A 12821-nucleotide genomic window follows, 5' to 3' on the forward strand; every position below is an offset into this window, starting at 1 on the left:
CGGCAGCATGACGTTCCGGGGGGACGCCGTGCCGGATCGCAGGCCGCGCCTTCGCTGCGTCGGCCTCGCGCTTCTCTTGACCGTTCCGCTGCTGTCGGGCTGTGCCTCGGTGATCCCGGCGGCCGCCGGACCGCGCCCCGCCCCTGCGACTAACCCGACACCGACTCCGGCCCCCACGACCGCCGCCCCGCGCCCTTATCAGCCGCGCCCCTCGGTGCCGCCGGGTGCCGCCGCGAAGCCGATTCCTGCAACCCCCAATCCGCCGCTTGCCGCGCCGCCGGTTCCTGCGACCGCGACCAGCGCGGTCGAAAGCGGCGTCGTTGCCGGTCCCGAATATAATGCGCTGGGCGTTGCTCCCGAACAGGCGACCGCCGCGCTGATCGCCTTCCGGCTGAGCTGCCCTTCGGTGCAGCGCCGAACCGATGCAAGCGGGCTGACGCAGCCCGGCGAATGGGCCGAGGCCTGCAGCGCCGCGAGCGGCTGGGCCGACCGCGATGCCGGCAATTTCTTCAGCCGCTATTTCGGTACGGTGCAGATCGGTGCAGGCACCGCCTTCGTCACCGGCTATTACGAACCCGAAATCGCCGCCTCGCGGACGCGGCGGCCGGGCTATGACGTGCCGATCTACCGGCGCCCTGCCGATCTGGTCGATGTAGACCTTGGTCTGTTTTCGAAGGATTTGCAGGGCAGGAAGATCCGCGGCCGCGTCGATGGCAGCAATTTCATCCCCTATTATGATCGTCTCGCGATCGAACGCGGCGCGCTCGCCGGGCGCGGCCTCGAAATCGCCTGGGCGGCCGATGCGGCCGAATTCTTTTTCCTGCAGGTGCAGGGGTCGGGGCGGCTGCGTTTGCCTGACGGCGACGTCATGCGGATCGGTTACGACAGCCAGAACGGCCGCGATTATGTCGGCATCGGCAAGCTGCTGCTCGACCGCGGCGCGCTCCAGCCGGGGCAGGCCTCGATGCAGGGCATCCTCGATTATCTGCGCGCCGATCCAGTTCGCGGCGCCGCAGTGATGAATGAAAATCCGAGCTGGGTCTTCTTCCGCGAACTCACCGGACCCGGGCCGCTGGGCGCGCTCGGCGTGCCGGTCACGGGCCGCGCGAGCGTCGCCGCCGATCCCAAATATGTGCCGCTCGGCGCCCCGGTCTTCCTCTCGCTCGACCGCGCCGAACCCAATGGGCTGTGGGTGGCGCAGGACACCGGCGGCGCAATCAAGGGCGCGAACCGGTTCGACAGCTTCTGGGGCGCCGGGGAAAAGGCACGTGCGATTGCGGGTGGCATGGCGGCGCGCGGTTCGGCGCTGATCCTGCTGCCGCGCGCCGCGGTCGCGCGGCTCACAGCCGCCGCGCGCTGACTGGCGATGGCGCGCCGCCTCGCTCCCGAAGAAAATGCGCTGTGGAAACGGGTCGCGGCCACGGTGAAGCCGCTCCATCGCGCACCGTCGCCGCTCGAACCGGCGGCGCCGCCGACGGTGCGGCCACCCAAGCCGGAGCCGCGCGGCATCGCCGTTGCCGCCGCGGCGCGGGCCCGGCCCGCCGCGCTCCCCCCGCCGCGCCGTATCCATGGGCAGGCAACGCTCGACAGCCATTGGGACCGGCGGCTGCGCAAGGGGCACGTCCGCCCCGACCTCAGCATCGATCTCCACGGCCACAGCCTTGCCTCGGCGCAGGCGCTGCTCGACGATGCGATCGGGCGGGCGCTGCTGCGCGGCGCGCGCGTGCTGCTCGTCGTCGCGGGGCGCCTGCGGCCGGGCGCCGACCGCTTGCCGCAGCCGCACGAACCGCGTCCGCGCGGCGCAATCCGCGCTTCGCTCGCCGACTGGCTGGCGGTGTCGCCCCATGCCGACCGCATCGTCGCGCTGCGCCCGGCGCACATCAGCCATGGCGGCGCGGGCGCGGTCTATGTCATCCTGCGGCGCAGCCGCGAGGATTAGGCGTCAGCGAAGGGCACGGTCCAATATTCCGCGATAGATGGCCGTCAGCGTGTGCAGGTCTTCGACCGCGACCGCCTCGTCGAGCTTGTGCATCGTCGCATTGGTCAGCCCGAATTCGACCACCGGGCACAGCGCATGGAGGAAGCGCGCGTCAGAGGTGCCGCCGGTCGTCGACATGTCGGCTTCGATGCCCGTCTCGGCCCGGATCGCGTCCGCGACGAGCGACGACAGCGCGCCCGGCGGGGTCAGAAAGGCCTCGCCCGAAATCTTGCCGATCACCTTGGCCGCGGGCTCGACGTCCTGCGCGATGCGCTCGACCATCGCGACCAGATCGGCGCCCTTCTGCTGGTCGTTGAAGCGGATCGACAGCCGCGCGCGCGCCGATGCCGGAATCACGTTGGTCGCGCCATTGCCGACCTCAAGGTCGGTGAACTCGATGTTCGACGGCTGGAACCAGGCGGTCCCCTCGTCGAGCGTCACCGTGTCGATCGCCGCCAGGATGCGCACCAGCTTGGGGATCGGATTGTCGGCCAGGTGCGGATAGGCGACATGGCCCTGCGTTCCCGGCACGTCGATCCAGATATTGACCGATCCGCGCCGACCGATCTTCACCATGTCGCCGAGCCGGTTCACCGATGTCGGTTCGCCGACGATGATCATGTCGGGCTTCACCCCGCGCGCATCCATATGCTCCATCAGCGCGCGGGTGCCGAAGATCGCCGGGCCTTCCTCGTCGCCGGTGATGATCAGGCTGATCGTTCCCGCCTCGGCGGGGGTTGCCGCCGCCGCGGCGACGAAGGCGGCGATCGAACCCTTCATGTCGACCGCGCCGCGGCCGTAGAGCAGATCGCCGCGAATTTCGGGCGCGAAAGCATCGCCGGTCCAGCCGACGCCCGGGGGTACGACGTCAAGATGCCCGGCAAAGCCGAAATGCACCGGGCCGCTGCCCGCTCGTACCGCGAGCAGATTTTCGACCGGCCCGTCGGGTTCGATCCCATCGATGAAGCGCTCGACCGTGAACCCGAGCGGGGCGAGCGCCGCCTCCAGCAAGTCGAAGACGGCGCCGGTCGCGGGCGTGACGCTCGGCGCGGCGATCAGCGCCCGGGCAAGGTCGACGGGGTCGATGGTCATGGTCATGAGCATCCTTTATCCGTTCGTGTCGAGCGAAGTCGAGACACCATTCGTCCGTGCGCTGCGCCGAGGGGCATCTCGACTTCGCTCGATGCGAAAGGCAAAAGGGAGATCGGAGGACCGCCATGCCCAAGCTCGATCTCGACACCATCCCCCAGACCAACGTCACCGGCTATCCCGCCCCCTATGACGCGCCGGTACAGGGGCGCTGGTACCGCCGCCTCGCGCCCGCCACCGGCCTTGCCGATTTCGCCGCGAGCCATGTCGTGCTGAAACCCGGCGCCTGGTCGTCGCAGCGCCACTGGCACGACGGCGAGGACGAGATGCTCGTGATGATTTCGGGCGAAGCCACGCTCGTCGAGGACGCGGGGCGCTGGCCGATGCGCGCGGGCGACATTGCGGTATGGCCGAAGGGCAGCACCAACGGCCATCATCTGGTCAATGAAACGGACGCCGACTGCGTCTTCGTCGCCTTGGGCGGCGGCAAGCTGCACGATACCGGCGGCGGCTATTCGGATATCGACATGCTGTTCACGCCCGACGGCTATTTCCACAAGGACGGCACGCCCTATCCGACGAAACGCCTGCCGTGACCGACGCCGACTGGATCGGCTTTGGCCTGGCGGTGCTGCTGATCGAACTGACGCCGGGCCCGAACATGGCGTGGCTCGCCGCGCTGGCGATGGGCGAGGGGCGCCGCGCGGGGCTGGCCGCGACCGCCGGGGTGGCGATCGGCCTGTTCGTCAATGCGTTCGCCGCCGCGCTCGGTATCGCCTTCATCGTGTCGGCCAGTCCGCTGCTATGGCAGGTCTTGCGCTGGGGCGGCGCTGCCTTCCTCCTCTGGCTTGCCTGGGAAAGTTGGCGGGACGCGGGCGAAAACTCCCCGGCGTTGATCGCCGCGCCGGGCCGGTCGCGGCACCATTTCCTGTCGGGGCTGGTGGTCAATCTGCTCAATCCGAAGGCGATGCTCTTTTACGTCGTCGTCATCCCGCGCTTCAATGGCGGGCAGGTGCCGGGCTTCGGCGTCGCTTTCGCGCTCGCGCTCGTCAGCATCGCGATCGCGACTACGGTGCATCTGACGATCGTCGTGGCAGGGAGCCGGGTCGGCGGCTGGATTTCAGACCCGGCGCGCACCCGCACCGTCCGCCGTATCCTCGCGCTCGCGATCGTCGGGGTGGCGATATGGTTTGCGCTGACCGCAGGCCGCTGACTGCCCGAATTGCGCGAAAGTGCGCCCTCACCAACGGTTCGCCGCACAATCTGCTCATATGGACGGCACGATCGCTCAACGGCCTTGCCGGACGATTTCAGGTGCAGAAAAGGACGGCGGGAACTCGCGGGGGCGGCTCGGAATGAAGGAGTAGCGTAATGCGTGCAGTTTCCATGAAATCGAAGCGATTGTTGTTGCTGGCGATGCTTGCCGGCTCGGTCAGCACCGCAGTGGCGGTGCAGGCGCAGGATGCACCCGAAAGCGACGGGTCTTTGCTCGTAACCGGCGCCGCGCCGCCAGATATGGCGCAGATGGCCGAAGGCCCGAAGGTCGAAGGCATCATCTCGGCGCGCAGCGGCGACCGGATGCAGGTGACGACCGCCGACGGCAGCAACACCGTGATCACCATCGCCGACGCCACGACGATCAAGTCGAGCGGCGGCTTCCTGGGCCTGAACCGCGACAAGCTCGGTGCCGAAGCGCTGCTCAACGGCCTTCCCGTGTCGGTCGAGACGCGCCAGTGGGAAGGCGGGCTGGTCGCCAGCCAGATCGATCTCAAGAGTAAGGATCTGCGCACCGCCTCGATGATCCGCAACGGGACCGATCAGCGGTTCGCCGAACAGACCGCGGCCACCGAAGCGCTGCGCGGCCGGATGGGCGACATTGACCAGTATAATGTGAAAGCCACGACGACGGTGAATTTCGACACCGGCCAGTCGGTCCTGTCGCCGCAGGCGAAATCCGATCTCTGCGCGGTCGCGCAGCAGGCGGAAAGCATGGACAATGCCCTGCTGCTCGTCGTCGGCTACACCGATTCGACCGGCAGCGAGGAACTCAATCAGCAGCTCAGCGAAAAGCGCGCCGGGCGCGTGGTGAATTATCTGCAGCAGGCGTGCGGCTGGAAGCCCTATCGCATGCTCACGCCGACCGGAATGGCGGAAGCCGATCCGGCAGCGAGCAACGACACGGTCGAAGGCAAGGCGCAGAATCGCCGCGTGGCCGTAAATATCCTCGTCAGCAAGGGGCTCGACGGCCTCTAAGCCAGACGCACGCGGGGCGGGTTCACGCCCGCCCCGCCCCATGGGCGGGCGCGAAGGGGTTGCCGCGGCGCGGCGTCGGCGCCACATCTTGCGCATGTCGCTTCCCGCTCCCTTCGCCGGCTGGTTCGCGCACCGCGGGTGGCGGCTGCGGCGGCACCAGGCCGACATGCTCACGGCGGCGCAGCGCGGCGAAAGCGCGCTCCTCGTGGCGGCGACCGGCGCCGGCAAGACATTGGCCGGCTTTCTCCCCAGTCTGATCGACCTTGCGGCCAACCCGTCCGACCGGTTGCACACCCTCTATGTCTCGCCGCTCAAGGCGCTGGCCGCCGATGTCGAGCGCAACCTGCTCGGTCCGATCGCCGACATGGATCTCGACATCAGCGTTGAGAGCCGGAGCGGCGATACCAGTTCGGACAAAAAGGCGCGCCAGCGCAGTCGGCCGCCCAATATCCTGCTGACCACCCCCGAATCGCTGTCGCTGCTGCTCTCCTACCCCGACAGCTTCGCGATGTTCGCCGATCTGAAGACGGTGGCCATCGATGAAATCCACGCCTTCGCGACCGGCAAGCGCGGCGATCTGCTCAGCCTCGCGCTCGCGCGCCTCGAACGCGTCGCGCCGGGGCTGCGGCGCGTCGGCCTGTCGGCGACGATTGCTGATGCGGACGCCTATCGCGCCTGGCTCGCGCCCGAGGGCAATCCGGCGCGCGTGACGCTGGTCGAGGGCGAGCGCGGCGCCGATCCCGACATTTCGATCCTGCTGCCTGAAGGGGCGGTGCCGTGGGCGGGGCATTCGGGACGCTATGCGGTGCATCAGGTGATGGGCGAAATCGCGAAGAACCGCACGACGATCATCTTCTGCAACACCCGCGGGCTGGCCGAGCTGATTTTCCAGGAATTGTGGAAGGTCAACGACCTGTCGCTGCCGATCGCGATCCATCACGGCAGCCTCGACCGCGAGGCGCGCCAGCGCGCGGAAAATGCCATGGCCGAGGGGAGATTGCGGGCGCTCGTCGCGACCTCCAGCCTCGATCTCGGGCTCGACTGGGGCGATGTCGACTGCGTGATCCAGATGGGGGCGCCCAAGGGTTCGTCGCGGCTGCTCCAGCGCATCGGCCGCGCCAACCACCGGCTCGACGAACCGAGCCGGGCGCTGATCGTGCCGGGCAATCGCTTCGAATATCTTGAGGCGCGCGCCGCACTCGACGCGGTGGAGGCGGGCGAGCGCGATGCCGATCGCTTCCGCCCCGGCGCGCTCGACGTGCTGGCGCAGCATGTCATGGCCCTCGCGTGCGCCGCACCCTTCCGCGAGGAGGATCTGTTCGCCGAAATCCGCGGTGCGCAGCCGTATCGCTGGATCAACGCCGCGCTCTTTGCGCGCCTGCTCGGTTTTGTGCGCGACGGCGGCTATGCGCTCAAAAGCTATGATCGCTTCCGCCGCCTGGCGCCCGACGGGCAGGGCGGCTGGCGCATCGCGCACCCCCGGCTCGCGGCGCAGCACCGGCTAAACGCCGGGATCATCGTCGACGCCCCCACACTCGACGTGCGCTTCAAGAACGGACGGCGCCTCGGCAGCGTCGAGGAATATTTCGCGAGCACGCTGACCGCGGGCGACACCTTCGCCTTCGCCGGCCTCAGCCTCGAGGTCGAGACGATCCGCGACACTGACCTCATCGTGCGCGCAACGACGCGTCCGGCGCGTATTCCCTCCTATGTCGGGGCGCGGATGGCGCTGTCGACGCGCCTTGCCGACCGGGTGCGCGCTTTCCTGGCCGATCCGGCGAGCTGGCGGCGATTTCCAGAGGATGTGCGCTTCTGGCTCGAGATGCAGGCGCTGCGCTCGGTGCTGCCGCGCCCCGGCGAGCTGCTCGTCGAAACCTTCCCGCACGAGGGCGCGCATTATCTTGTCTGCTATCCGTTCGAGGGGTGGAACGCGCACCAGTCGCTCGGCATGCTGCTGTCGAAACGGATGGAGCGCGCGGGGCTCCAGCCGCTCGGCTTCGTCGCCTCCGACTATGCGCTCGCGCTCTGGTCGCTGAAACCGGTCGCGCATCCCGAGGCGCTGTTCGACGCGACCATATTGGAAGGCGAGTTCGTCGAATGGGTCGAAAATTCGCACCTCCTGAAGCGCGCCTTCCGCGAGGTTGCGGTGATCGGCGGGCTGATCGAACGCCAGCATCCGGGCAAGCGCAAGACGGGCAAGCAGGTGACCTTTTCGACCGACCTCATCTTCGACGTCCTGCGCAAATATGAACCCGATCATCTGCTGATCGAAGCCGCCTGGGCCGACGCGCGCGAGCGGCTCACCGACGTCGCGCGGCTCGGCGACCTGCTCGACCGCGCGGCGGGGACGATGGTGCATCAAAGGCTCGATCGCATCAGCCCGCTCGCGATCCCGGTGCTGGTGCTGATCGGGCGCGAAAATGTCGCGGCCTCGGACCTCGACGACGCGCTGCTTGGCGAGCTCGCCGATACACTCGCGGCAACCGCGATGGGGAGCGAATGACGGGGTTGGTCGCACGATTGCTGAAAATCGCGAAGGGGCGTATTATAAGCGTATAACAATAAAGAGAGGATGCCGCCATGAAGCATAATGTGCATCGCCCCGCGCTGATGGCGTTGTTGCTCGCCGCACCGCTGTTGATCGGATCGGCCCAGCCTGCCGGCGCGCCGGCAGCGCCCGCAGCACCTGCTGCTCCCCCGGCCGCCGCGGAGCCAACTCCCGATATGGTTGTCGATCCCGCAACCGGCGCGCTCATTCCCTTCATTCAACCCTTCGATCTCGATGCGACGCGGCGCATGGCGGTCGATGTCATGATTGGTGGGCAAGGCCCATTCTCCTTCCTCGTCGATACCGGAGCTGAGCGGACGGTAATCGCGCGCGAACTGGCGGATCGGCTGAAGCTGGCGCCGGGCGAACAGCTCCGGCTGGCGACCATCGGCGGCTCTGCGACCGTCCCCAGCTTTCGGGTCGCCGCCCTGCAGATGACCGACCTTGAGATGACCGGCTTGGTTGCGCCCGCCTTCTACGGCCGCCATATCGGGGCCGCAGGCCTGATCGGCGTCGATATGCTCGAAGACCGGCGCGTGCTGATCGACTTTCGCAAGCAGCACATGGAGATACTGGCAACGCGAAAGCGTGCTACACCGATTATCCGCGACGACGACGCCATCGTCGTCACCGCGCGCAATGCCGCGGGCCGCCTTATCCTGTCCGACGCCCGGCTCGATGGAAAGCGCATCGACCTCATCGTCGATACGGGCGCGCAGACGAGCGTCGGAAATCTGGCGTTGCAGCGACTGGTTGCGGCGAAGCGCGCCAACCGCGTGCCCTTTGTCGAGACTATGCTGAGCGCCGTGACCGGCGAGGCGGTTTCTGCGACGCGGACGGCGATCAAGCGGATTACGGTCAAGGGTCTGGACCTCAACGACTTGCCCGTTAGCTTCGCTGACAGCCAAGCCTTTCGCGCGCTGGGTCTCGATGATCGGCCGGCCTTGCTGCTGGGGATGGACAGCATGTCACTGTTTGACCGGATCGAGATCGATTTCCCCAACCGCCGCGTCGTCTTCGATTTGCCGAGCGGTGCGAACCGCGAGACCGGCCAGCGTTTCGCGCTCAACAATGCGAGGAGCGGGAGCTAGCAAAGCGATCGGTTCGTGGCGCTTGCCCGCGGCGCGGTAGCGCGCCATAGCGGCGCGATGCCGCCCGCGCCCGCCTTCGACTTTGCCGGCCAGACCTTTCACCTGCATGCCGAACGGGCGCTGTTCTGGCCCCGGCACGGGGCGCTGATCGTCGCCGACCTGCATCTCGAAAAGGCGAGCTGGTACGCCGCGCGCGGCCAGCCGCTGCCGCCCTACGACAGTCAGGATACGCTCGACCGGCTGACCGATCTTGCGCGGCGGACGGGCGCGCGCGCCGTCTGGTGTCTGGGCGACAGTTTTCATGATCGGACCGCGGACGAGCGCATCGCGCCGGCGACGGCCGACCGGCTGCGCGCGCTGGGGGCGATGACCGAACTTGTCTGGGTCGCCGGCAATCACGACGGGCTGACCGCCGGGGCGTGGGGCGGGAAGATCGCCGACGCGCTGTGCGTCGACGGCATCATGCTGCGCCACCAATGCTGCCCGAAAGAGGCGTGGCCCGAGATATCGGGACATTTTCACCCCAAGCTGCGGCTGCAGCTTCGCGGCCGCCCGGTGTCGCGCCCCTGCTTTGCGCATGACGCCAAGCGCTTGATCCTGCCTGCTTTTGGCAGTCTGACCGGCGGCCTCGACGTATTCGACCCGGCGATCGCTGCCAATTTTGCCGGTTCCTATCATGCGGCGCTAAATGCGCAGGGGCGGTTGCTTGCCTTTCCCTCGACCGCGGCAACCCGCGATGACGCTACGGCAAGCAAAAGGGCGGCGACGCGATAGCGGCCTGCGGAGCCGTATAGCGCCTTGACCGGGCTGTGGCCAAAAAGCATCACCTGTCCAAAAACGTCGAAAAAGCAGGGGTCTCGCTGGAATGGGCCGCCATTTGCGGTATGACATAAGGGCAACGAAAAAAGAAATTATCTGAGAGGAGTGCCCAAAGTGACATCATCTTCCCTACTGAATGCCCGTCTGCTTCGCACGACCGCGCTCGGCGTGTCGATTGCCGTCGCGGCCGTCTCGGCGCCCGCCTTTGCGCAGGATGCCACCACCGATAACGCCGAAGACACCGCCAATGCGATCGTCGTGACCGCGCAGGGCCGTTCGCAGCTGCTGTCGGACGTGCCGGTCGCCATTTCGGCGGTCAGCGCCGAAACGCTGCAGAACAGCGGCGCCAACGACATTCGCCAGCTCAACCAGGTCGCGCCGTCGCTGCTCGTCTCGTCGACGGGCTCGGAAGCCAATGGTTCGGCGCGTATCCGCGGCATCGGCACCGTCGGCGACAACCCGGGTCTCGAAAGTTCGGTTCCGGTCTTCATCGACGGCGTCTATCGCTCGCGTTCGGGCATCGGCCTCAACGAACTGGGTGAGATTGACCGCGTCGAAGTCCAGCGCGGCCCCCAGGGCACGCTCGGCGGACGCAACTCGTCGGCGGGCCTGATCAGCATCTATTCGAAAAAGCCCGACTTCAACTTCGGCGCCAGCGGCGAAATAACCTATGGCAACTATGACTATTGGCGCCTGAGCGGCAGCGTTACCGGCCCGATCACCGACAAGGTCGCGGCGCGCCTCGACGGCGTCTGGGTGAAGCGCGACGGCTTTTTGCGCGACACGACGAACAATACCGACGTCAACAACCGCGACCGCTATTTCCTGCGCGGCCAGCTTTTGTTCGAACCGACCGACGCGCTGTCGATCCGGTTGATCGCCGACTACACCTATCGCAACGAAAAATGCTGCGGCGCGATCTATGTCGACAACAGCGTTAACCCGTACATCGGCAATCTCAACAATCCGTCGACGCCGCTGTCGACCGGAGCGACAGGAACGCCGCCAAACGTGCCGCAGCCCGATGGCAATAATATTATTAACGTTCTGCGCGACCTTGGTCAGCCGCTCGGCGCCTTCAGCCAAGGTTACAGCCGCGATCTGTCGGTCAGCGCGGGCCGCAGCTTCGCTGGCAAGACCAAGGATTATGGCTTCTCGGGCCAGGTCGACTGGGATCTCGGTGGCGCTACGCTGACTTCGATCACCGGCTATCGCGAATATCGCTCGGGCCAGGCGGGTGACCTCGACTATGGCGCTGTCGACATTCTCTATCGCGCGCCGAGCGACGATGCCTATCGCCAGTTCCACACGTTCACCCAGGAAGTGCGTCTGCAGGGTGAAGCATTCGATGGCAAACTCGACTGGCTCGTCGGTGGTTTCTATGCCAATGAAAAGCTGACTGTTCGCGACAATCTGCGCTTCGGCACACAATATGGCCGCTTCGCCGCGTGCCGCCTTATCTCGGGCGGGGCGCTTGCGGGTCTCTATTCGCCGACGTCAGCCGGCTGTGTCGCTGCCCGACCGGCCGCTTTCGGCGCGGCTTCGCCGGCGATTTATGCGGCACTCGATCAACTTGATGGCATCAGCGACAAGGGCAGCATCAATGATCGCTACCGCCAGGATGATACCAACTGGGCGCTTTTCACCCACAATATCTTCCACATCACCGACAAGCTCGATCTGACGCTGGGCGTGCGTTATACCCACGATAAGAAGAAGTTCGCGGCGACGTTTACCAACGACAATCAGGCGTGCGTCAACGTCCAGAATCTGGTCGGCGGTTTTCTTGGTGTCGCTGCGTTGCAGCCGGTTTCTGCGGGGCTGATCGGGCTTGCCTGTCAAGGCAACTCGACTGCCGAATTGAACGGTGTTTCGATCAACGATCAGCGCAGCGAAGACAAGTGGACCGGCACCGCGATCCTTTCGTACAAGCCGGTCGACGATCTGTTGGTCTACGCCAGCTATGCCCGCGGTTACAAAGCCGGCGGCTTCAATCTCGACCGATCGGCGCTGAAAAATCCGATCCAGATCGTTGGCGGCGTTCCGACCTGGTCCTTTGCCCAGGCGGGCGGGGCGCAGTCGCTCGTGGGCAATCTGCAGTTCGACCCGGAAACGGTCGACAGCTACGAACTAGGCGCCAAATATTCGACCGGGCCGTTCAGCGCAGGTCTGACCTTCTTCCGTTCGGATTTCAGCAGCTTCCAGCTCAACACGTTTAACGGCAGCGTGTTCCTCGTGCAGAACGTCAACGGCTGTTCGGCTGATCTCAACGGAGCCGATCGCGATCAGAGCAAGTTCACCGGTTCGCCGAACTATAATGCTGCGGCCGCTACAACCGGTGCGTGTGCAGCCGACAATGTGGGCTGGGGCGTTCGTACGCAGGGTTTCGAACTCGAAGCTTCACTGGTTCCTGCTCGCGACTTCCGTATGACTGCCGGTCTGACGTATGCGCGGACAAAATATCGCAATAACCTTGTCGGCAATGCTTCGGGCGCTCCGCTCGATCAGGCACTGCGCCAGCTCCCCGGAAACAATCTGTCGAATGCGCCCGAACTGGTCGCGACCGGCAGCGTGACCTGGACGCCCGAAATCGGCAGCAGCGGTCTGACCGGCCTCGTCTATATCGATGGTCGCATGACTAGCGATTACAACACGGGTTCGGACCTCTTACCGCAAAAGGAACAGGACGGGTATGCGATCTTCAATGCCCGCGTCGGCGTTCGCGGCCCTGACGAAAAGTGGGGCATCGAATTCTGGGCGCAGAACCTGTTCAACAAGCAATATGCGCAGGTTGCCTTCAACTCACCCTTCCAGGAAGGCGGCGTGAGCAGCGCATTCTCGGATCCCCAGTATCCGGGTGGGCGCCAGATCTTCTCGCAGTTCCTTGCCGAACCGCGCACCTATGGCGTGACGCTGCGCGGCAAGTTCTGATCGCGTAACATGCGGCCGGCTTGTCCGGCCGAATAAGGGACCGCCCGTTTGCCGAAAGGCAGGCGGGCGGCTCTTTTTTGTGGAACCTTTGCGCCGACCCTGCATAGGCTGG

The 12821-nt window shown here is 66.2% G+C and carries 10 protein-coding genes; 9 read left to right on the forward strand and 1 reads right to left on the reverse strand.

The window, feature by feature from the left end; translation table 11 throughout:
- Positions 1–7: 7 nt before the first annotated feature.
- Complete coding sequence (gene mltA, locus L0963_RS00390; protein ID WP_234178434.1) at positions 8–1360, forward strand: murein transglycosylase A; 1353 nt, start codon at positions 8–10, stop codon at positions 1358–1360.
- A gap of 6 nt (positions 1361–1366) precedes the next feature.
- The gene (locus L0963_RS00395; RefSeq protein WP_234178435.1) at positions 1367–1939 is read left to right on the forward strand and encodes a Smr/MutS family protein; all 573 of its coding nucleotides are present in this window, start codon (positions 1367–1369) and stop codon (positions 1937–1939) included.
- Positions 1940–1942: 3 nt separating this feature from the next.
- Here L0963_RS00395 and dapE read toward each other — a convergent pair whose 3' ends face one another.
- Positions 1943–3076 carry a succinyl-diaminopimelate desuccinylase gene (dapE, locus tag L0963_RS00400; protein ID WP_186401803.1) on the reverse strand — a complete coding sequence of 378 codons (1134 nt, stop codon included), beginning with the start codon at positions 3074–3076 and terminating at the stop codon, positions 1943–1945.
- Between the two features lie 119 nt (positions 3077–3195).
- On the opposite strand from dapE, the gene L0963_RS00405 reads away from it, so the two are divergent.
- The 7 genes from L0963_RS00405 (at position 3196) to L0963_RS00435 (ending at position 12709) form a co-directional block, all read left to right on the forward strand.
- Complete coding sequence (locus L0963_RS00405; RefSeq protein WP_234178436.1) at positions 3196–3663, forward strand: cupin domain-containing protein; 468 nt, start codon at positions 3196–3198, stop codon at positions 3661–3663.
- Positions 3660–4280: a LysE family translocator gene (locus L0963_RS00410; RefSeq protein WP_186401801.1), complete on the forward strand. Its 621-nt coding sequence runs from the start codon at positions 3660–3662 to the stop codon at positions 4278–4280. Before L0963_RS00405 ends, L0963_RS00410 begins: the two co-directional genes overlap by 4 nt.
- A gap of 158 nt (positions 4281–4438) precedes the next feature.
- On the forward strand, positions 4439–5320 hold the full coding sequence (locus L0963_RS00415) for an OmpA family protein (protein ID WP_062901586.1): 882 nt from the start codon (positions 4439–4441) through the stop codon (positions 5318–5320).
- Between the two features lie 94 nt (positions 5321–5414).
- On the forward strand, positions 5415–7823 hold the full coding sequence (locus L0963_RS00420) for a ligase-associated DNA damage response DEXH box helicase (protein ID WP_234178438.1): 2409 nt from the start codon (positions 5415–5417) through the stop codon (positions 7821–7823).
- 77 nt (positions 7824–7900) lie between these two features.
- Positions 7901–8959: an aspartyl protease family protein gene (locus L0963_RS00425; RefSeq protein ID WP_062901587.1), complete on the forward strand. Its 1059-nt coding sequence runs from the start codon at positions 7901–7903 to the stop codon at positions 8957–8959.
- 57 nt (positions 8960–9016) lie between these two features.
- The gene (gene pdeM, locus L0963_RS00430; RefSeq protein ID WP_267960474.1) at positions 9017–9733 is read left to right on the forward strand and encodes a ligase-associated DNA damage response endonuclease PdeM; all 717 of its coding nucleotides are present in this window, start codon (positions 9017–9019) and stop codon (positions 9731–9733) included.
- A 159-nt stretch (positions 9734–9892) separates the two neighbouring features.
- Positions 9893–12709, forward strand: a complete 2817-nt coding sequence (locus L0963_RS00435) for a TonB-dependent receptor (RefSeq protein ID WP_234178442.1) — start codon at positions 9893–9895, stop codon at positions 12707–12709.
- Positions 12710–12821 lie beyond the last annotated feature (112 nt).

Origin of the sequence: Sphingopyxis sp. NFH-91 (genome assembly GCF_021401285.1) — a bacterium.
Taxonomy (GTDB): Bacteria; Pseudomonadota; Alphaproteobacteria; order Sphingomonadales; family Sphingomonadaceae; genus Sphingopyxis; species Sphingopyxis terrae_A.